Origin of the sequence: Brevundimonas sp. DC300-4, assembly GCF_049897365.1 — a bacterium.
In the GTDB taxonomy this organism is placed as follows: domain Bacteria; phylum Pseudomonadota; class Alphaproteobacteria; order Caulobacterales; family Caulobacteraceae; genus Brevundimonas.
Map to the genome: position 1 here is coordinate 411,571 of NZ_JAFCWC010000001.1, position 18,360 is coordinate 429,930.

The window sequence follows — 18,360 nt, forward strand, 5'->3', positions numbered from 1 at the left end:
GGCGTGGGGCCTAGATAAGCCGCCTCCCATTCCGTCAGCCCGGACCTGCCCGTGACCGCTCCCTTCATTCACGACGCCTATTTCTCCAAGGGTCTGGCCGAGGCCGATCCTGAAGTGTTCGGCGCCATCGAGGGCGAACTGCATCGCCAGCAGGAACAGATCGAGCTGATCGCGTCCGAGAACATCGTCTCGAAGGCGGTGCTGGAGGCGCAAGGGTCGGTGCTGACCAACAAATATGCCGAGGGCTATCCGGGCCGTCGCTACTATGGCGGCTGCGAGTTCGTCGACGTCACCGAGGACCTGGCGCGCGAGCGGGCCAAACAGCTGTTCGGCGCGGCCTTCGCCAACGTGCAGCCGCACTCGGGCGCCCAGGCCAACCAGGCGGTGTTCCTGGCCCTGCTGCAGCCCGGCGACACCTTCCTGGGCATGGATCTGGCGGCGGGCGGGCATCTGACGCACGGCTCGCCAGCGAACCAGTCGGGAAAATGGTTCCGGCCCGTGACCTATTCGGTCAACCCTGACACCCATCTGATCGACTACGACCACGTCGCCGAGATGGCGCAGAAGGAAAAGCCGAAACTGATCGTGGCGGGGGCCTCGGCCTACAGCCGCCACATCGACTTCGCCCGCTTCCGCGAGATCGCCGACAGCGTCGGCGCCTATCTGATGGTCGACATGGCCCACTATGCGGGTCTGGTCGCAGGCGGCGCCTATCCGAACCCGGTGCCGCACGCGCACGTGGTGACGACGACGACCCACAAGACCCTGCGCGGACCGCGCGGCGGTATGATCCTGTCCAACGACGTCGAGCTGGGCAAGAAGTTCAACTCGGCCGTCTTCCCGGGGCTGCAGGGCGGGCCGCTTGAGCATGTCATCGCCGCCAAGGCCGTGGCCTTCGGCGAGGCGCTGAAGCCCGAGTTCAAGCTGTATGCGAGACAGGTCGTGCTGAATGCCCAGGCGCTGGCAGGTGTGCTGATCGAGCGCGGCCTGGCGGTCGTGTCCGGCGGCACCGACAGCCACATCGTCCTGGTCGATCTGCGGCCCAAGAACGTGACGGGCAAGGCGACCGAGCTGCAGCTCGAGCATGCCCTGATGACCTGCAACAAGAACGGCGTACCGTTCGACACCGCGCCGTTCACGGTCACCTCGGGCGTTCGCCTGGGCACGCCGGCGGGCACGACGCGCGGCTTCCGAGAGGAAGAGTTCAAGCAGATCGGTCACTGGATCGCCGACGTCGTCTCCTCGATGAACGGCGGGGACGAGGCCGATCCGGCCGTGGTCGCCGAGGTCGCCGGACAGGTCCGCACCCTGACGGCCCGCTTCCCGATCTACGGATAGGGCCCAGCGATGAAGTGCCCCTTCTGTGGCAACATGGACAGCCAGGTGAAGGACAGCCGCCCGTCAGACGACGGTGCGGCGATCCGTCGTCGCCGGTCCTGTCCCAACTGCAACGGGCGCTTCACGACCTTCGAGCGGGTGCAGCTGCGCGAGCTTGTCATCCTGAAGCGCAACGGACGGCGCACGCCCTTCGATCGCGACAAGCTCGAACGATCCCTGGCCATTGCGCTGCGCAAACGTCCGATCCAGCCGGAGCAGGTCGAACAACTGGTGTCGCGGATCGTGCGTCAGCTGGAGAGCCTTGGCGAAACCGAGATCCCGTCCAGCGTCGTCGGCGACTTCATCATGAAGGGGCTGAAGGCCGTGGATGAGGTCGCCTATGTTCGCTATGCCTCGGTCTACAAGGACTTCCGGGCGACCGGCGACTTTGCCCGCTTCCTCGGCGACGAGGGACTGGACGACGATCCGGGATCGTCGAGCCGCTGATGAGACCCCGGATTACCTGGAAGGTCGCCACGTCGCTGGACGGGCGGATCGGCACGTCGACGGGCGAGAGTCAGTGGATCACAGGGCCGGAGGCGCGCGAGCAGGGCCACCGGCTGCGCGCGGCGAACGACGCCGTGCTGGTCGGGGTCGAGACGGTGCTGGCTGACGATCCGCGCCTGACGGTGCGTTTGCCGGAGGGCGAGGCGAGCAAGGACCCTCTGCGCGTCGTGCTGGACAGCAGGCTGCGGACGCCTTCGTTCGCGCGGCTGGCCAGGACGGGCACGCTGATTCTGACCACGCGCGAGCCGATCGCGGTCGGCGAGGCGGAAGTTCTGAAAGTGAAGGGCGACGCCCACGGCCGCCCCGGCGTGGACGCCGTGCTGGAAACGCTCTCCGAACGCGGCGTCAAATCCCTGATGATCGAGGGCGGCGGCCGGGTCGCCGCCTGTTTCATCGCGGCCGGGGTCGTGGACGCCATCGAGTGGTTTCGGGCGCCGATCCTGCTGGGCGGAGACGGGCGTCCGGGAGTCGCGGCCCTGGCTCTCGCGCGCCTCGCGCACGCTCCGAAGTACCGGCGCCTTGCGGCGGAGCCCATGGGTGCCGACCTGTGGGAACGCTACGAGAAGGTCGTTTGATGTTTCCCGCCGTCCTATCCGAAAACCGGCGTCCACTTTTCGGGACGGCGGACTGACATGTTCACCGGAATTATCACTGACATCGGCCGCGTGCGCTCGGTCGCCCAGACGGCGCGTGATCGCCGGTATGAGGTCGAGACGGCCTGGGATGTCTCGGGCATCGACCTGGGCGCCTCGATCAGCCACGGGGGCGTCTGCCTGACCGTGGTAGAGAAGGGCTCCAGGCCTGAAGGGGGCGGCTGGTTCGCCGTCGAGGTCTCGGGCGAAACGCTGGACAAGACCACGCTGGGCGAATGGAGCGCCGGCACGCCGGTCAATCTGGAACGGGCGACGAGGGCCGGCGATGAGCTGGGCGGCCATATCGTCTCGGGTCACGTCGATGGGCTGGGCACGGTCGTCGAGATCACGCCCGAGGGCGGATCGCACCGGATCGTCATCGAGGCCCCCGCGCCGCTGCACCGGTTCATCGCCGCCAAGGGCTCGATCACCGTGGACGGTGTGTCGTTGACGGTGAACGCGGTGGACGGTCGCCGTTTCGGCCTGAACATCATTCCGCACACCTGGGAGGCGACGACGCTCGGCGCCCTCAAGGTCGGGAGCGCGGTCAATCTGGAGATCGACATGCTGGCGCGTTACCTCGCGCGGTGGCAGGAGACAGCATGATGACCAACACCATCGTCCTGGCCCACGACATGTTCGACAGTCCGATCAGCCCGATCGAGGATATCCTCGAGGATGCCCGCAACGGGCGTCCCTACATCCTGGTGGATGCCGAGGACCGTGAGAACGAGGGCGACGTCATCATCCCGGCCCAGTTCGCGACGCCGGACCAGATCAACTTCATGGCCCGGCATGCGCGCGGCCTGATCTGCCTGGCGATCACCGCCGAGCGGGCGCGCCAGCTGCGCCTGCCGCCGATGGCCGCCGAGAACCGCGAAAGCATGGCGACCGCCTTCACCGTCTCGATCGAGGCGGCCGAGGGGGTGACGACGGGAATCAGCGCGGCGGATCGCGCGCGAACGGTGCAGGTGGCCTCAGACCCGACAAAGACCGCCGACGACATCGTCTCGCCGGGCCACGTCTTCCCACTGGTGGCGCGCGATGGCGGGGTGCTGGTTCGGACCGGACACACCGAGGCGGCGGTGGACATCAGCCGGATGGCGGGTCTGACCCCCGCCGGCGTGATCTGCGAAATCATGAACGACGACGGGACCATGGCGCGCTTGCCGGATCTGGTCGCCTTCGCCCAGCTGCACGGACTGAAGATCGGCACCATCGCCGACCTGATCGCCTATCGCCGCCGCACCGAGCGGTTCGTCGAGCGGATCATGGACCAGCCGTTCGAGAGCGTACATGGCGGGCCGTTCCGCCTGATGCTCTACAGGAACACCATTGAGGGCGCCGAACACGTCGCCCTGGTCCACGGCCGGATCTTACCGGGCGAGCCCACGCTGGTGCGGATGCACCAGGTCGATTTCGCCGCCGACCTGCTGGGCCATGTCGAAGATCGCCAGAGCTATATCCCCGACGCCCTGAAGACGATCACCCGGCATGACGGGCCGGGCGTGGTCGTCTTCCTGCGCGACCCGACCCTGCAGGGTCTGGCCGAACGGCTGGCGGGCGTAGACAAGCCGGCGGCGGTCGATCGCAGCCTTAGAAACTACGGGGTGGGCGCGCAGATCCTGCTGGATCTGGGGGTCAAGGACATGATCGTCATGAGCTCCACCCGCCCCGAACCCGCCGCCATCGAGGGCTATGGCCTGCGCATCGTCGGCTGGCGCGACATGGACGGAGAAGACCAATCTTGAAGGATCCCCCCCGCGTTCTCATCGTCGAGGCGCGCTTCTATGACGAACTGGCCGACGCGCTTCTGGAAGGCGCGAAGGATGCGCTGCGGACTCAGGGTATCGCGTTCGACGTCGTCACCGTGCCGGGCGCTCTGGAGATTCCGTCGACCATCGCCCTGGCCGAGGAGGCCGGCCGCTATCCGACCGCCCCGCGCTATGACGGCTATGTGGCGCTGGGCTGCGTGATCCGGGGCGAGACCTATCATTTCGAGATCGTGTCGGATCAGTCGGCGGCCGGGATCATGCTGCTCGGCACGCGCGGCGTGATCATCGGCAACGGCATCCTGACCGTCGAGGACGAGGATCAGGCCTGGGCCCGGGCCCGTCTGTCCGAAGGGGACAAGGGCGGCGGCGCGGCGCGCGCCTGCATGGACCTCATTGCGCTGAAGAAGCGTCTGCGCGTAGGGCTCGGGGAATGACCGAGCCCCACTCCATCAAGGCCGTTCTCGCCCAACTGGCCGAGAACGAACGCGCCCAGGCCGAACCGCAGCTGACCAGCCGCCAGCGGCGCGCGCGCACGGTGGCGCGTCTGGCCGCCGTTCAGGCCCTGTATCAGATGGAACTGGCGGGGGAGGGCGTCGAGACCGTCATCACCGAGTTCTCGAACCATCGCTTCGACGCGGACATCGAGGGCGAGGCGCTGGCGGAGGCCGATGAGGCCTGGTTCGCTGATATCGTGCGCGGCGTCATCGCCGGCCAGAAAGACATCGACTCCTCGGTGAAGGCGCGTCTTGCCTCGAACTGGCGGCTGGAACGGCTGGACGCCACGCTGCGGGCCCTGCTGCGCTGCGGAGCCTGGGAGCTGACGCACAAGACCGAAGTGCCCAAAGAGATCGTGATCGACGAATATGTCGAGCTGGCGAAAGCCTTCTTCGACGAGGGCGACGCGAAATTCGTCAACGCCGCCCTGGACGGGGTGGCCCGCGACGTGCGTTCGAAGGCCTAGGTTATGGCCGCCGTCGACGCCGCCGGTGAGTTCGAGACGATCCGCAAGCTCTTCGCACCCCTGGCCCACCCGGACCATGCCTGGGGGCTGACCGACGATGTCGCGGTGATGCCCACGCGGCCGGGCGCCGATCTGGTCCTGACCAAGGACGCGATCGTCGAGGGGGTCCATTTCCTGCCCGGGGACCCGCTCGATACGGTGGCTCAGAAGCTCCTGCGGGTGAACCTGTCGGACCTGGCCGCCAAGGGGGCGGAACCGTTCGGCTATCTCCTGGCCTGCCACTGGTCGCCGCGGTGCGGCTGGCCCGAACGGGAAGCCTTCGCGGCCGGACTGGCGGCGGACCAGAAAGAGTTCGGCATCCATCTGCTGGGCGGGGACACTGTGCTGACCCCCGGACCGGCGTCCTTCTCCGCGACGATGCTGGGCTGGGCGCCGAAGGGCGGATCGGTGACGCGCGGCGGAGCCAAGCCCGGGCACGGGATCTATGTCACCGGCATGATCGGCGACGGCTGGCTGGGGCTGCAGGCGGCGAAGGGTCATCTGCACCTGGAACAGGAACGCATCGCCGCGCTGGCGGAGCACTATCGCCGGCCCGTGCCGCACCTGGCCTTCGGTCAGGCGGTGCAGGGGCTGGTCACGGCCATCATGGACGTTTCGGACGGCCTCATCGCGGATCTCGGACATATCGCCAGCGCGAGCGGCGTGGCGGCCTCGGTGCAACTGGAACTGCTGCCGCGGTCGGCGGCTGCGACGGCCTGGTTCGACTCGCGGACGGACCCCGAGGTCGCGCTGGTGACCCTGGCGACAGGCGGCGATGACTACGAACTGCTGCTCACCGCAGCCCCTTCGGACGAGCCGGCGCTGAAGCGCGAGGCTGATCGACAACTGCTGCGCCTGACCCGCGTCGGGACCATTTCGGCGGGACGCGGCGTGACGGCGAGCTATCTCGGCAAGCCGGTCGATATCCGCAAACCCGGCTGGACCCACGACTGAAACGGTCCCGACTCTCCGCTCTGCTCCGGCCGGAATGACAGGGGCCGGACCGAAGCAACGGAATCCTAATCGATCCGCGCGATAAGGCTCTCATGCGCCGTAGAGACCTCTTCGCCCTCGGAACCCTGGCCCTGGCCGGAACCGCCGCCAGCGCCGCTTCGGCGTCGGAGGCCCCGGCCTCGTCCGGTGCGGTCACCTCGAACATCGCGGGCGTCGGTCTGCCGATCATCGCGGGCGGGCGTATCCGCAACTATGTCTTTGTGACCATCAGCCTGACGCTGGGCGGCGGTTTCACCGCGGAGCAGATGCGGGCCAAGGAGCCCTATTTCCGTGACGCCCTGGTCCGCGCCGCGCACCGGACGCCGTTCGTGCTGGCCGATGACTGGACCCAGGTCGACGCCCCGGCGCTGTGCGCCGCGATGATGCGTATTGCGCCGTCGATTTCCGGCGCCGGTTCGATCGCCAGCATCCAGGTCGCCCTGCAGGCGCCGCGTCGCCGCACAGGCGTCCGGCCCACCTAGACCAGGATCGGCTGAGGAGGACTCGCTTCGCGATTCGGCTGACGCCGTGAATCCTGCCCCGTCTGTTCCTGAAAAACGCCGGTTGCGTCGTTCCGACGCAGTTGTAAGCTTCCCGGGCAATTCCCGAGGGACGCGCTACTGCGTCGAGACTGCGCACGGGGGGACCGGAAGGCGGACAGAGGCCAAAAGGCCCGCCGCGCCAAGGGTCCGCGCGCCCAATGCTTTAGGTATGGAAACGCCAATGACCAATGTTCTGTGGCTAGTGATAGCCGCCGGCGCGCTGGGGGTCCTCTACGGGCTCGTCCAGACCGCCAGTCTGATGAAGGCCGAAACCGGCAACGACAAGATGCGAGAGATCGCAGCCGCCATTCAGGAAGGTGCCTCGGCCTATCTGAAGCGCCAGTACACCACCATCGCCATGGTCGGCGTGGTTATCCTGATCATCGCCTATCTGCTGATCGGCCAGTACGCCGCCATCGGCTTCGTGATCGGCGCGGTCCTGTCGGGCCTGGCCGGGTTCGCCGGCATGCTGATCTCGGTGCGCGCCAATGTGCGCACGGCGCATGCGGCGTCGCAGAGCCTGTCCAGAGGACTCGACCTCGCCTTCCGCTCGGGCGCCATCACCGGCATGTTCGTGGCGGGCGGAGCCCTGCTGGGCGTCGCCGGCTACTACGGCGTGCTGACCGAGGTGCTGGGGCTGGAATCGACCGGCCGCGAGGTCATCGACGGCCTGGTGGCCCTGGGCTTCGGGGCCTCGCTGATCTCCATCTTCGCGCGTCTGGGCGGCGGCATCTTCACCAAGGGCGCCGACGTGGGCGGCGACATGGTGGGCAAGGTCGAGGCCGGCATTCCCGAGGATGATCCCCGCAACGCCGCGACCATCGCCGACAATGTCGGCGACAACGTCGGCGACTGCGCCGGTATGGCCGCCGACCTGTTCGAGACCTATGCGGTGACCACGGTCGCCACCATGGTGCTGGCGGCGATCTTCTTCCGCGGCCAGCCCTATGTGGAGGTGATGATGCTGCTGCCGCTGGCCATCTGCGGCATCTGCATCGTGACCTCGATCATCGGCTCCTTCTTCGTGCGCCTCGGCAAGTCGAACAACATCATGGGCGCCCTGTATCAGGGTCTGATCGTGACCGGTGCGCTGTCCGTCATCGCGGTCTGGTGGGTCATCACGACCCTGGTCACCGGCCCGGTCGTCACGACGTCCGGCCTGCAGATCGAGCCGATGGCCCTGTTCTGGGCTGGCATGGTGGGTCTCGCGGTTACTGCGGCCATCGTGGTGATCACCGAATACTACACGGGCTCGAACTTCCGCCCGGTGCGGTCGGTGGCCAACGCCTCGGTCTCGGGTCACGGCACGAACGTGATCCAGGGTCTGGCGGTCTCGCTGGAGTCCACTGCGCTTCCGGCGCTGGTGATCATCGTCGGCATCGTGGCCAGCTTCCAGCTGGCTGGCCTGTTCGGCATCGCCATCGCCACCACGACCATGCTGGGCGTGGCCGGGATGATCGTGGCGCTCGACGCCTTCGGTCCCGTGACCGACAACGCCGGCGGCATCGCCGAAATGGCGGGCCTTCCGGCCGATGTGCGCCATGTCACCGACGCCCTGGACGCCGTGGGCAACACCACCAAGGCCGTGACCAAGGGCTATGCGATCGGATCGGCGGGCCTCGGCGCGCTGGTCCTGTTCGCGGCCTATACCTCGGACCTGCAATACTTCGCCGCCAACCCGGCCGAGTATCCGTTCTTCGCCAACATGGGCCCGGTGGCCTTCGACCTGACCAACCCCTATGTCGTCGTCGGCCTGCTGTTCGGAGGGCTGCTGCCCTTCCTGTTCGGTGGGATGTCGATGATGGCGGTCGGACGCGCGGCCGAGGCCGTCGTGGAAGAGGTCCGTCGCCAGTTCCGCGAGAACCCCGGCATCATGACCTATGAGGTCAAGCCGGAGTACGGACGCGCTGTCGACATCCTGACCAGGGCGGCGATCCGCGAGATGATCGTTCCGTCACTGTTGCCGGTCCTGTCGCCGATCGTCCTATTCACGGCGATCCTGTTCATCTCGGACAAGGCCAACGCCTTCGCCTCACTGGGCGCCATGCTGATGGGCGTCATCGTGACCGGCCTGTTCGTGGCCATCTCGATGACCTCGGGCGGCGGCGCCTGGGACAACGCCAAGAAGGTGATCGAGGAAGGCTTCACCGACAAGAACGGCGTCGTCCACGGCAAGGGCTCCGAGGCTCACAAGGCCGCGGTGACCGGCGATACGGTCGGCGATCCCTACAAGGATACGTCCGGCCCGGCGGTGAACCCGATGATCAAGATCACCAATATCGTGGCCCTGCTGCTGCTGGCGGTGCTGGCGAGCGGGAACATCGGCTAGCGAAGCGGGTCTCCTCCCAGCGCCGCAGGCGTGGGGAGGTGGCTCGTAGCGAAGCGAAGAGACGGAGGGGGTCTGGTCGCATAATGAATCCCTCCGTCTGCTCGCAAAGAGCTCGCATCTACCTCCCCGGCCGCAAAGCAGCGAACGGGGAGGAGACAAAGAAAAGGCCCCGGAGAGCGATCTCCGGGGCCTTTTTCTGTGCCTGGGCGAGAGCCTAGTCCGGACGGCGCTGACCCGGGACATCTTCGTCGGTGCGGGGCAGCTGGCCGCGGCCGACGTTGCCGAGCAGCTGTTCCAGGATGGTCAGCTGGCGACCGCGGGTCGGCGTCTCGCGGCGCTCCATGGCGATCTGCTGGCCGTCTTCGAGGTTGAGGTTGCGGACCTCTGCGACCTTGTCGTCGGCCTCGTTGAAGGTGATGGCGGTGACGTTCCGCTGGGACACCTGCGGGCGGTTGTAGGTGTACCGCTCCGTCGTCTGGGAGATGTAATACCAGATGTTATCCTCAAAGGTCGAAACCGCCGAGGGCGAGCCAAGCTGGGCCAGGACGGTCGACTTGGTGTCGGTCCCGATGACGATGTCCTTGGGATTGACGTCGATGACCTGGAAGCCGTGGTTGCCCACGACGGGGGCGCAGGCGACCGCAAGCGGCGCGAGGGCGACCAGAACGGCGAGACGAACGACGACTTTATTCATGGAGACGAGCGCCTGGGACGAAACAAGGTCTTTGACCTAACCGGACCTGACGCCTAGTTCAACGGCGCGGCGGAAAAGGGGCCGTATACCGATGCTGAAGAACCTGTTCCGAACCCGATCCGCCGAGCGCATGGGCCTGCCGTTGTACACGGCGGCCGTGGAGCAGGCCCGCGATCCGGGATTCTACACCACCCTGGGCGTGACCGACGAGATCGACTCCCGCTTCGAGCTCTACACCCTGCACGTGCTGCTGCTGATTCTGCGCCTGCGTGACGAGACGGGCACCGGGGCCGAACGGGGCGCCGAAGCGGCGCAGAACCTGTTCGACGTCTATGTCTCCGCCCTGGACAACGCGCTGCGCGAGCTGGGCGTGAACGATGTGACCATGGCCAAGAAGATGCGGCGGCTTGGCGAGGCCCTTTACGGCCGCATGACCGCCTACGAGACGGCGCTGAGGGCAGGGGACGCGCCTGAGCTGTCCGGCGGCCTGGCGCGCAACGTCTATACGACCGACGATGCCGACCTGGCGACCGGACTGGCGGCCTATGCCCTGGCGGCGCGTGGGGTGCTGGCGAAACAATCGATCGACACGGTGCTGGCCGCGCCGGTCTGGCCGGAGATCCAGGCATGAACCCGGAACATCGACTGCCCTTCAGCGAGGTGGTGCGGGTCAACGAGATCGGCGCAGGGCTGGAACGCCATCTGGTCCCGGATGAGGCGGCGCGGAAGCGCATCATCAAGGCGCTGGATCTGGGCTCGCTGTCCGCGTTCGAGGCCGATCTGAAGATCACGCCCAGCCATGTCGGCTGGATCCTGACGGGCCGGGTCACGGCGACGCTGGAACAGGTCTGCGGCATCACGCTCGACCCGCTGCCGGTTCAGGTCGATGAGCGATTCTCCGTCCATCTGGTCGAAGCGGCCGAGCCGGAGGCGGACGAGATCGAGGTGACGCTGGACGACGACGCACCCGATGTGATCGAGGACAGCCGAATCGACCTCGGCCAGTACGCCGTCGAGCAACTGGCCCTGACGCTGGACCCGTTCCCGCGCAAGCCGGGCGCCGAGTTCGTCCAGCCGGACGAGCCCGCCGAGATCTCGCCCTTCGCGGTCCTCAAGGCGTTCAAGGCCGGGGACGACGACGGAAAATCTTGACGTAACGTCCGCGCGGTTTGCATCCGCACCGCGCGGCGGTATCCTTGAGACCAGCAGAAAGCGCCGCAACGACGACGCACCGGAGTTTCCGACCCCTTGCCAACCCCCACGCTTATCTCGCTCGACGCCATGGGCGGCGACCATGGTCCGCCCGTCGTCGTCGGCGGAATTCGCGACTACATCCGCCGTCACGGCGAGCAGGACGTCCGCTTCCTGCTGCACGGCGACGAGCAGGCGATCGTCGCCGAACTGGCGAAGTTCAACCTGACCTCCGAGGTCTGCGACATCCGCCATACGGACAAGAAGATCGCCTCCGACGAAAAGCCGGCCCAGGCGATGCGGCGCGGCAAGGGTTCCAGCCTTTGGAACGCCATCGAGGCGGTGAAGTCGGGCGAGGCGGGCGCTGTCGTTTCCGCTGGCAACACCGGCGCCCTTATGGCCATCTCCAAACTGATCCTGCGCATGGCGGCGCCGGGCCTTGAGCGGCCGGCGATCGTGGCCAGCTGGCCGACCCAGCGTGGCGTCACCGCCGTCCTAGACGTCGGCGCCAATATCGAGAGCGACGCCGAACAGCTGGTGGAGTTCGCCATCATGGGCGAGGCCTTCCACACCGCCGTGCACGGCACGGCCCGGCCGACCATCGGCATCCTGAACGTCGGGTCCGAGGACATGAAGGGCCACGAAGAGGTGCGCGAGGCGGCGCGGATCCTGCGCGAGGGTGGCCTGGGCCTGAACTATCACGGCTTCGTCGAGGGCGACGACATCGCCAAGGGCACGGTCGATGTGGTCGTCACCGACGGTTTCACCGGCAATATCGCCCTGAAGACCGCAGAGGGCGTGGCGCGGTTCATCTCGGTCCTGCTCAAGGAGGCCCTGACCTCCAGTCTCCAGGCGAAGGCGGGAGCCTTCATCGCCATGCCCGCGTTGAAGGCCATGGCCCAGAAGATCGACCCCAGCGCCATCAACGGCGGCCCTTTGCTGGGGCTGAACGGCATCGTGGTGAAAAGCCACGGCGGCGCCGACGCCAAGGGATTCGGCAACGCCATCCGCATCGCTGTCGATCTGGCCCGCAGTGACTATATGCAGACCGTTGGCGCCAATCTGGGGCGACTCGGCGACGTGCTTCATGCCCCGGCGGCCCTCAAAACCCAGTCCCAAGAGAGCGTTTCGTGAGCGTCACCCGCAGCGCTGTCACCGGCGTCGGTTCCTTCCTGCCGGAAAAGGTCGTCACCAACGCCGATCTGTCGAAGTTCGTCGACACCTCGGACGAATGGATCATCGAGCGCACCGGCATCTTGCAACGCCATCAGGCCCGTGACGATCAGCCGACCAGCGACCTGGCGGCCGAAGCTGCGAGGCGGGCGCTCGCCGACGCAGGCAGAACCGCCGCCGACGTGGACATGATCATCGTCGCCACCACGACGCCGGACATGACCTTCCCGGCGACCGCCTCGATCGTTCAGAGGAAGATTGGCGCGCCCGTGTGCATCGCCTTCGACGTCCAGGCCGTCTGTTCGGGATTCGTCTATGCCCTGAGCGTGGCTGACGGTTTCGTCGCACGCGGCCTGGCCAAATGCGCCCTGGTTATCGGCGCCGAGGAAATGACCCGGCTGATGGACTGGACCGACCGGACGACCTGCGTCCTGTTCGGCGACGGGGCCGGGGCTGTAGTGGTCGAGCCGCGCGAGGGGCAGGGGACCAGCGCCGATCAGGGTCTGCTCGGCTTCGCCCTGCGCTCGGACGGGACCAAGACCGATCTGCTCTATGTCGACGGCGGTCCGTCCAGCACAGGGACGGTCGGTCATCTCAGGATGGCGGGCAATCAGGTGTTCCGTCACGCCGTGGTAAACATCGCCGAGGCCATCACCGCAGCCTGCGCCGCCTCCAATATCACCGTGGCCGAGGTCGACTGGTTCGTGCCGCACCAGGCCAATCAGCGAATCATCAAGGGCGTGGGCGACCGGCTCGGCCTGGATGAGCACAAGGTGATCTCCACGGTCGCCATGCACGCCAACACCTCGGCCGCCTCCATCCCGCTGGCGCTGGACGCCGCCATTCAGGACGGGCGCATCAAGAAGGGCGATCTGGTACTGCTGGAGGCCATGGGCGGGGGCCTGACCTGGGGCGCCTGCGCCTTCCGGCTGTAACTTCGGGCTACAATCGCCCGGTGTCCTTTGACTTCGCCCGCTTTTCGCCTTCTATGGTGTGTCGGGATCAAAGGGGACGAACCTTGGGCGAACTACAAACCTTGACCCGCGCGGACCTGTGCGAAGCGGTTCATGAAGAGGTCGGCCTGTCGCGGCAGGAATGTTCCAGCATGGTCGAGCGCACGCTCGAGCTCATCGTCGAGAGCCTGGAACAGGGCGAGACGGTGAAACTGTCCGGTTTCGGCGTCTTCCAGGTGCGCGAGAAGCGCGCGCGCATGGGGCGCAATCCCAAGACGGGCGAGCCGGCGGCGATCAACCCGCGCCGTGTCATCAGCTTCCGGGCCTCACAGATCATGAAGTCCCGCGTTCACGGCGCCGGCGCCTGATGAGCAAGAGCCCCAACGCCTTCCGAACGATTTCGGAGGCCGCGGAGGCGGTGGGCGCCCCGCAGCATGTCCTGCGGTTCTGGGAGACCAAGTTCCCGTTCGTGACGCCTGTGAAACGCGCCGGCGGGCGGCGATTCTATCGCCCTCATGACATCGTGGTGCTGAAGGCGATCCGTCGGCTGCTGCACGACGAGGGCCTGACCATCAAGGGCGTGCAGCGGTTGCATCAGGAACAGGGGATCGCCCGTCTGGCCGCCTACGGCGATGCGGATGCGGCCTTCAGCATGGATGCGCAGCCCGGAGCCGCGCCTGCGCCGACAACCGAACCTGTGTCCTCGACCTCGGGGCGGTCCGAACGCGAATTGCGGGGGATTCTGGCTGATCTGGAGAGCGCCCGCGCCCGGATGGACGCCGTTCTGGCGGGTTGAACCCGCCCATCGGACGCGTGACGCGTTTTCTCGTTTGCGGCGACGCCAACCCCCCGCTATAGGACCGGCCTCTCGGAGCGTGGCGCAGCCTGGTAGCGCACTTGACTGGGGGTCAAGGGGTCGCAGGTTCGAATCCTGTCGCTCCGACCATCTTCCTTTTCAGGAAAATGAGTCGGCTAAGAGGGGCCGCTTTCGAGCGGCCCCTTTTTGCATGTTTGAGGCGCTATCACTCGCCGCGCGGCGGCTCGCTGCTTGAGCGGGTTTGGTGTGCTATCGCTCGCGACGCGGTCGCTCAGTGCTTGAGCGGGATTGGGGCGCGCTTCTACCGCTTCTTCAGGAACGGCTTGCCCTCGGCCCAGGACATCAGCGGCAGCAACGGCACGCCCCACAGCGTTCCGGCCAGACCGTAGAAGAGCAGGGACGCCACCGGATGATCCGGCACATGGGCGCCGATGGCGATGACCCCCCACACATAGAGGACGAGGAAGGCGAGAATGCCGACCGAGGCGATGGCCCGACGCGCGCGCAGCCCCATCAGCGGGTGTTCCGGAACAGATAGTAGGTGACCAGACCCAGCACGGTGCCTGCGCCCGACCACAGGACCCAGCCGAACTCGTCCATCGTCGAGACCCCGAAGACGCGCACCGCCAGGAACCAGCCGCAGGCCGCACCGGTCAGGGCCACCAGCGAGGCGGCGAACAGCCCCCTCCGCCCTGTCAGCAGATCGGCGATCCAGCCGAGGACGAACGCCCCGACAACGGCGACGACGATATCGGCGTATTCCAGCAGTGATTCCAAAACGGGGGGCTCCAGGCAGGTCGGCATGCGACCCTGCGTCATGACTTCGGACTTTGATCTCGCCACGATCCAAGGGCATACCGCCCCGGTCGCCGCGATTAGCGACACTGTATCCGTTGGAGCGTCAGGCGTCGAATGAGCCGTTTCAGAAGTCGGGACCAATCGAGAGCCGTCGCCATCTGGCTGTTCGTCTGCGCCGCCATGGTATTCGCCATGGTGGTCATCGGGGGGATCACCCGACTGACGGGTTCAGGCCTGTCGATCACCGAGTGGAAGCCGATCATGGGCGCCCTGCCGCCGATGTCGGCCGCCGACTGGGCCCAGGCCTTCGAGAAATACAAGGCGATCCCGCAGTACGCCCAGATCAACGCCGGCATGTCGCTGGGGGAGTTCCAGGCCATCTTCTGGTGGGAGTGGTTCCACCGGCTCGTCGGGCGGCTGGTCGGCGTGGTGTTCGCCGTGCCGTTCTTCGCCTTCCTGTCGTTCCGGCTGCTGTCCGGGCGGGGCTTCCTCGGCCGGATGGCCATGCCGACGCGGTTGATCTGGCGCTGCGCCCTGCTGTTGTCCCTCGGCGGACTTCAGGGGCTGATCGGCTGGTGGATGGTGTCTTCGGGCCTGTCGGAACGGGTCGATGTCGCCCCCGAGCGGCTGGCGACCCACCTGGGGCTGGCCCTGGTCATTTTCGCCGGCCTGATCTGGACGGGGCTGGAGGCCTGGTCGGGCGAGGAGCATTCGCGTTCGCCCGCGGGCTGGAGCCGGGGCGCCGCCATCCTCCTGGGCGCGATCTTCATTCAATGCCTGCTGGGCGGTCTCGTCGCCGGGGCCAAGGCCGGCTTCATCTACACCGACTGGCCGCTGATGAACGGCGATGTCCTGGCGCCTGTCGACTGGGGTCTCGGCGGTCTGGCCTTCCTGCATGACCAGGCGCTGGTCCAGTTCAATCACCGGGTCTTCGCCTATGGCCTGCTGATCGGCGGCACCATCTACGCAGTCCAGGCCTGGCGCTGGCGGCTGGCCGAGGGGCTGGGTCTGGCCGCCTTCGTGGTGGCCGCAGCCCTGTGGCTGCAGGCGGCGCTGGGGATCGTGACCCTGATCCACGCCGTGCCGCTGTGGCTGGGCGGGCTGCACCAGGCGGGGGCGGCGGTCGTCCTGGCCCTGGCGACGGCCAATCTCTGGCTGGTCCGACGCTCGCAACCCCGGCTTTTCATGTCCGGACCCCGCCTCTAGGCCGTCAAATCGTGCGGTATTTTCATACCGTTACAGAAAAACCGTTTTAGAACAATATTATAGGGCATTTTGCGCGCGCGAACCGGCATTGACGCCTGTGGATGTTTCCCCTACTAGCGCGCCTTCGCTCGCTTCGGCCCGTCCGGAGCGACCCCGTTTCGCCTCCTATTTCAGGAACCACCTCATGCTGAAGAGCACCACGGCTGCCTTGAAGCCGTCCGAGGTCGAGAGGAAGTGGATTCACATCGACGCTGAAGGCGTCGTCGTGGGCCGTCTCGCGACCTTCATCGCCATGCGTCTGCGCGGCAAGCACCTGCCGACCTACACCCCCCACGTCGACTCGGGCGACTATGTCGTCGTGACCAACGTCGACAAGGTCGTGTTCACCGGCAAGAAGCTGACCGACAAGATCTACTATCGCCACACCGGCCACCCGGGCGGCGTCAAGTCGACGACCCCGCAGAAGGTCCTGAACGGCCGCTTCCCCGAGCGCGTGCTCGAGAAGGCTGTCGAGCGGATGATGCCCAAGGAAAGCCCGCTGGCGCGCGGTCAGATGACCCACCTGCGTCTGTTCGCCGGCTCGGCCCACGAGCACGACGCCCAGCAGCCCGAGACCATCGACTTCGCCGGCCGTTCGGCCAAGAACACCCGGAGCATCTGAGCATGACCGACGTCACTGAAGACACGGCCACCGGCTTCGACGCCCTCAAGGGTCTCGCAACCTCGGACAACGGCTACGACAACTCGGCTCCGGTCTATGTCCGCAAGGTCGACGCCCAGGGTCGCGCCTATTCGACCGGCAAGCGCAAGAACGCCATCGCCCGCGTCTGGGTCATGCCCGGCAGCGGCAAGTTCACTATCAACGGCAAGGATCAACTGCAGTATTTCGCCCGCGAAATCCTGCGCATGATGATCGCCCAGCCGCTGGTCGTCTGCGGTCGCGAGACCGAGTTCGACGTCGTCTGCACGGTCGAGGGCTCCGGCCTGTCCGGCCAGGCCGGCGCCATCCGCCACGGCCTGTCGCACGCCCTGACGCACTACGAACCGGCCCTGCGCCCGGTCCTGAAGCCGCACGGCTTCCTGACCCGCGACAGCCGGGTCGTCGAGCGCAAGAAGTACGGCCGCGCCAAGGCCCGTCGTTCGTTCCAGTTCTCGAAGCGCTAGTCGCAATCGCGACTTGGAATACAAAGGCGCTCCGGGGAAACCCGGGGCGCCTTTTTTTCTTCCTTCTCCCGGTGGGAGAAGGTGGCCGCGGAGCGGACGGATGAGGGTTGGACCTCAACGGGAGTCACCCGACCCTCACCCTTTCGCGAAAAACCGATCGCTGCGCTCTCGGGCGCTCAAGCCCTCTCCCACCGGGAGAGGGAGGAGGCAGGATGACCCACACCATCTTCATCGACGGCGAGGCCGGGACCACGGGGCTGGAGATCCGCCAGCGGCTGGAAGGCCGGACGGACCTGGAGTTCATCTCCCTGACCGGCGACCTGCGGAAGGACCCGGCCGCGCGCGCCGAGGCGCTGAACGCCGCCGACGCCGTCATCCTGTGCCTACCAGACGAGGCGGCCAGGGAAGCCGTGGCCATGATCGAGAATACGACGACGCGGGTCATCGACGCCTCCACCGCCTTCCGCACCGCCACCGGCTGGACCTATGGCTTCGCCGAGATGGACGCCGTCCAGCGCGGCCAGATCATCGGTTCGCGCCGGGTGTCGAACCCCGGCTGCTATCCGACCGGATTCATCGGCCTGGTCCGCCCGCTGGTGAAGGCCGGCCTGATCCCCGCCGACTGGCCGATGACGGTCAATGCCGTGTCCGGCTACTCCGGCGGTGGAAAATCAATGATTGCCGAGTTTGAACAGGGTGGCGCCGCCGACGCCTTCCGCGCCTATGGCCTGTCGCTGCAGCACAAACATGTGCCGGAGATGACCAAACATTCGGGGCTGAAGCACGATGTCCTGTTCGCCCCGGCCGTCGGCGCCTATCGCCAGGGCATGCTGGTCGAGGTTCCGCTGCAGCTCTCGGCCCTGCCCGAGACGCCGTCAATCGACCGTCTCCACGGCGCCCTGGTCGAGGCCTATGACGGCTGCCGCTTCGTCGAGGTCGCCGGGCTGGATGCTGCCGAGGCGATGACGGGCCTGGACCCAGAGGGGCTGAACGGCACCAACAGCATGCGTCTGCATGTCTTCGGCCATCGCGACGGCGCGCAGGCGCGGCTGGTCGCCCTGCTGGACAATCTCGGCAAGGGCGCATCGGGCGCGGCGGTGCAGAACCTCAACCTGATGCTGGGTCTGGACGAGGCGACGGGGCTCATTTGATCCGGGCATCCCCGCGAAGGCAGGGATGCACGGAGTTTACAGCGGTCGACGCTTGAAA

General features: G+C 66.9%; 23 protein-coding genes and 1 tRNA gene. 21 read left to right on the forward strand and 3 right to left on the reverse strand.

The window, feature by feature from the left end; genetic code table 11:
- The first annotated feature begins 51 nt into the window (after positions 1-51).
- From glyA to ACP7AZ_RS02150, 10 genes are all read left to right on the forward strand, one after another.
- Positions 52-1,338 (forward strand): serine hydroxymethyltransferase, encoded by a 1,287-nt coding sequence (gene glyA / locus ACP7AZ_RS02105; RefSeq protein WP_426035609.1) that lies wholly within the window; start codon positions 52-54, stop codon positions 1,336-1,338.
- A 9-nt stretch (positions 1,339-1,347) separates the two neighbouring features.
- Entirely contained in the window at positions 1,348-1,824 is a 477-nt protein-coding gene (nrdR, locus tag ACP7AZ_RS02110; protein WP_303695931.1) for a transcriptional regulator NrdR, read from the forward strand.
- Entirely contained in the window at positions 1,824-2,459 is a 636-nt protein-coding gene (locus ACP7AZ_RS02115) for a RibD family protein (protein WP_426035612.1), read from the forward strand. Before nrdR ends, ACP7AZ_RS02115 begins: the two co-directional genes overlap by 1 nt.
- Before the next feature lie 57 nt (positions 2,460-2,516).
- Positions 2,517-3,122, forward strand: coding sequence for a riboflavin synthase (locus ACP7AZ_RS02120; RefSeq protein WP_426035614.1), 606 nt, complete (start codon positions 2,517-2,519; stop codon positions 3,120-3,122).
- Positions 3,119-4,267, forward strand: coding sequence for a 3,4-dihydroxy-2-butanone-4-phosphate synthase (gene ribB, locus ACP7AZ_RS02125; RefSeq protein WP_426035616.1), 1,149 nt, complete (start codon positions 3,119-3,121; stop codon positions 4,265-4,267). The genes ACP7AZ_RS02120 and ribB overlap by 4 nt, the downstream gene beginning before the upstream one ends.
- On the forward strand, positions 4,264-4,725 hold the full coding sequence (ribH, locus tag ACP7AZ_RS02130) for a 6,7-dimethyl-8-ribityllumazine synthase (protein ID WP_426035618.1): 462 nt from the start codon (positions 4,264-4,266) through the stop codon (positions 4,723-4,725). Before ribB ends, ribH begins: the two co-directional genes overlap by 4 nt.
- Positions 4,722-5,252 (forward strand): transcription antitermination factor NusB, encoded by a 531-nt coding sequence (gene nusB, locus ACP7AZ_RS02135; RefSeq protein ID WP_426035620.1) that lies wholly within the window; start codon positions 4,722-4,724, stop codon positions 5,250-5,252. The genes ribH and nusB overlap by 4 nt, the downstream gene beginning before the upstream one ends.
- Before the next feature lie 3 nt (positions 5,253-5,255).
- On the forward strand, positions 5,256-6,245 hold the full coding sequence (thiL, locus tag ACP7AZ_RS02140; protein WP_426035622.1) for a thiamine-phosphate kinase: 990 nt from the start codon (positions 5,256-5,258) through the stop codon (positions 6,243-6,245).
- Positions 6,246-6,337: 92 nt separating this feature from the next.
- A complete protein-coding gene (locus ACP7AZ_RS02145) occupies positions 6,338-6,766 on the forward strand; it encodes a hypothetical protein (protein ID WP_425991600.1) in 429 nt (142 codons plus the stop codon).
- Between the two features lie 241 nt (positions 6,767-7,007).
- Complete coding sequence (locus ACP7AZ_RS02150; protein ID WP_426035624.1) at positions 7,008-9,155, forward strand: sodium-translocating pyrophosphatase; 2,148 nt, start codon at positions 7,008-7,010, stop codon at positions 9,153-9,155.
- Positions 9,156-9,369: 214 nt separating this feature from the next.
- Here the strand turns inward: ACP7AZ_RS02150 and ACP7AZ_RS02155 are convergent, their stop codons facing one another.
- Complete coding sequence (locus tag ACP7AZ_RS02155; RefSeq protein WP_426035626.1) at positions 9,370-9,849, reverse strand: outer membrane protein assembly factor BamE; 480 nt, start codon at positions 9,847-9,849, stop codon at positions 9,370-9,372.
- 91 nt (positions 9,850-9,940) lie between these two features.
- Between ACP7AZ_RS02155 and ACP7AZ_RS02160 the strand changes: the two genes are divergently transcribed.
- From ACP7AZ_RS02160 to ACP7AZ_RS02190, 7 genes are all read left to right on the forward strand, one after another.
- Complete coding sequence (locus ACP7AZ_RS02160; protein WP_426035628.1) at positions 9,941-10,480, forward strand: ubiquinol-cytochrome C chaperone family protein; 540 nt, start codon at positions 9,941-9,943, stop codon at positions 10,478-10,480.
- The gene (locus ACP7AZ_RS02165) at positions 10,477-11,001 is read left to right on the forward strand and encodes a YceD family protein (protein ID WP_426035630.1); all 525 of its coding nucleotides are present in this window, start codon (positions 10,477-10,479) and stop codon (positions 10,999-11,001) included. The genes ACP7AZ_RS02160 and ACP7AZ_RS02165 overlap by 4 nt, the downstream gene beginning before the upstream one ends.
- A gap of 96 nt (positions 11,002-11,097) precedes the next feature.
- Positions 11,098-12,174, forward strand: a complete 1,077-nt coding sequence (gene plsX / locus ACP7AZ_RS02170; RefSeq protein ID WP_426035632.1) for a phosphate acyltransferase PlsX — start codon at positions 11,098-11,100, stop codon at positions 12,172-12,174.
- Positions 12,171-13,148 carry a beta-ketoacyl-ACP synthase III gene (locus ACP7AZ_RS02175; protein ID WP_426035634.1) on the forward strand — a complete coding sequence of 326 codons (978 nt, stop codon included), beginning with the start codon at positions 12,171-12,173 and terminating at the stop codon, positions 13,146-13,148. Before plsX ends, ACP7AZ_RS02175 begins: the two co-directional genes overlap by 4 nt.
- A 53-nt stretch (positions 13,149-13,201) precedes the next feature.
- Positions 13,202-13,534: an integration host factor subunit alpha gene (locus ACP7AZ_RS02180; protein WP_426036066.1), complete on the forward strand. Its 333-nt coding sequence runs from the start codon at positions 13,202-13,204 to the stop codon at positions 13,532-13,534.
- The gene (locus ACP7AZ_RS02185) at positions 13,534-13,962 is read left to right on the forward strand and encodes a MerR family transcriptional regulator (protein ID WP_426035636.1); all 429 of its coding nucleotides are present in this window, start codon (positions 13,534-13,536) and stop codon (positions 13,960-13,962) included. The genes ACP7AZ_RS02180 and ACP7AZ_RS02185 overlap by 1 nt, the downstream gene beginning before the upstream one ends.
- 73 nt (positions 13,963-14,035) lie before the next feature.
- Positions 14,036-14,112 (forward strand) — tRNA-Pro (locus ACP7AZ_RS02190).
- A 172-nt stretch (positions 14,113-14,284) separates the two neighbouring features.
- On the opposite strand, the gene ACP7AZ_RS02195 is transcribed toward ACP7AZ_RS02190, so the two are convergent.
- Both ACP7AZ_RS02195 and ACP7AZ_RS02200 read right to left on the reverse strand, forming a co-directional pair.
- Positions 14,285-14,497: a DUF2842 domain-containing protein gene (locus ACP7AZ_RS02195; protein ID WP_426035638.1), complete on the reverse strand. Its 213-nt coding sequence runs from the start codon at positions 14,495-14,497 to the stop codon at positions 14,285-14,287.
- Entirely contained in the window at positions 14,497-14,760 is a 264-nt protein-coding gene (locus ACP7AZ_RS02200; RefSeq protein WP_426035640.1) for a transglycosylase, read from the reverse strand. Before ACP7AZ_RS02200 ends, ACP7AZ_RS02195 begins: the two co-directional genes overlap by 1 nt.
- Positions 14,761-14,895: 135 nt before the next feature.
- Here ACP7AZ_RS02200 and ACP7AZ_RS02205 point away from each other — a divergent pair, with 135 nt between their 5' ends.
- The 4 genes from ACP7AZ_RS02205 (at position 14,896) to argC (ending at position 18,302) form a co-directional block, all read left to right on the forward strand.
- Positions 14,896-15,987 (forward strand): COX15/CtaA family protein, encoded by a 1,092-nt coding sequence (locus ACP7AZ_RS02205; RefSeq protein ID WP_426035642.1) that lies wholly within the window; start codon positions 14,896-14,898, stop codon positions 15,985-15,987.
- 184 nt (positions 15,988-16,171) lie between these two features.
- The gene (gene rplM / locus ACP7AZ_RS02210) at positions 16,172-16,648 is read left to right on the forward strand and encodes a 50S ribosomal protein L13 (protein ID WP_425991582.1); all 477 of its coding nucleotides are present in this window, start codon (positions 16,172-16,174) and stop codon (positions 16,646-16,648) included.
- Positions 16,649-16,650: 2 nt separating this feature from the next.
- Positions 16,651-17,151, forward strand: a complete 501-nt coding sequence (rpsI, locus tag ACP7AZ_RS02215) for a 30S ribosomal protein S9 (RefSeq protein ID WP_303695693.1) — start codon at positions 16,651-16,653, stop codon at positions 17,149-17,151.
- 212 nt (positions 17,152-17,363) lie between these two features.
- Positions 17,364-18,302, forward strand: coding sequence for an N-acetyl-gamma-glutamyl-phosphate reductase (gene argC / locus ACP7AZ_RS02220; protein WP_426035644.1), 939 nt, complete (start codon positions 17,364-17,366; stop codon positions 18,300-18,302).
- Positions 18,303-18,360 lie beyond the last annotated feature (58 nt).

Bases quoted from the DNA above. Each gene is read 5' to 3' on its own strand.
- ACP7AZ_RS02115 (WP_426035612.1), top strand. From the start codon at position 1,824: ATGAGACCCCGGATTACCTGGAAGGTCGCCACGTCGCTGGACGGGCGG.
- ACP7AZ_RS02185 (WP_426035636.1), top strand. From the start codon at position 13,534: ATGAGCAAGAGCCCCAACGCCTTCCGAACGATTTCGGAGGCCGCGGAG.
- ACP7AZ_RS02180 (WP_426036066.1), top strand. From the start codon at position 13,202: ATGGTGTGTCGGGATCAAAGGGGACGAACCTTGGGCGAACTACAAACC.
- rplM (WP_425991582.1), top strand. From the start codon at position 16,172: ATGCTGAAGAGCACCACGGCTGCCTTGAAGCCGTCCGAGGTCGAGAGG.
- nrdR (WP_303695931.1), top strand. From the start codon at position 1,348: ATGAAGTGCCCCTTCTGTGGCAACATGGACAGCCAGGTGAAGGACAGC.
- nusB (WP_426035620.1), top strand. From the start codon at position 4,722: ATGACCGAGCCCCACTCCATCAAGGCCGTTCTCGCCCAACTGGCCGAG.
- ACP7AZ_RS02120 (WP_426035614.1), top strand. From the start codon at position 2,517: ATGTTCACCGGAATTATCACTGACATCGGCCGCGTGCGCTCGGTCGCC.
- ACP7AZ_RS02155 (WP_426035626.1), bottom strand. From the start codon at position 9,849: ATGAATAAAGTCGTCGTTCGTCTCGCCGTTCTGGTCGCCCTCGCGCCG.
- ACP7AZ_RS02205 (WP_426035642.1), top strand. From the start codon at position 14,896: ATGAGCCGTTTCAGAAGTCGGGACCAATCGAGAGCCGTCGCCATCTGG.
- rpsI (WP_303695693.1), top strand. From the start codon at position 16,651: ATGACCGACGTCACTGAAGACACGGCCACCGGCTTCGACGCCCTCAAG.
- ACP7AZ_RS02160 (WP_426035628.1), top strand. From the start codon at position 9,941: ATGCTGAAGAACCTGTTCCGAACCCGATCCGCCGAGCGCATGGGCCTG.
- thiL (WP_426035622.1), top strand. From the start codon at position 5,256: ATGGCCGCCGTCGACGCCGCCGGTGAGTTCGAGACGATCCGCAAGCTC.
- ACP7AZ_RS02145 (WP_425991600.1), top strand. From the start codon at position 6,338: ATGCGCCGTAGAGACCTCTTCGCCCTCGGAACCCTGGCCCTGGCCGGA.
- ribB (WP_426035616.1), top strand. From the start codon at position 3,119: ATGATGACCAACACCATCGTCCTGGCCCACGACATGTTCGACAGTCCG.
- ACP7AZ_RS02150 (WP_426035624.1), top strand. From the start codon at position 7,008: ATGACCAATGTTCTGTGGCTAGTGATAGCCGCCGGCGCGCTGGGGGTC.
- ACP7AZ_RS02165 (WP_426035630.1), top strand. From the start codon at position 10,477: ATGAACCCGGAACATCGACTGCCCTTCAGCGAGGTGGTGCGGGTCAAC.
- ACP7AZ_RS02195 (WP_426035638.1), bottom strand. From the start codon at position 14,497: ATGGGGCTGCGCGCGCGTCGGGCCATCGCCTCGGTCGGCATTCTCGCC.
- argC (WP_426035644.1), top strand. From the start codon at position 17,364: ATGACCCACACCATCTTCATCGACGGCGAGGCCGGGACCACGGGGCTG.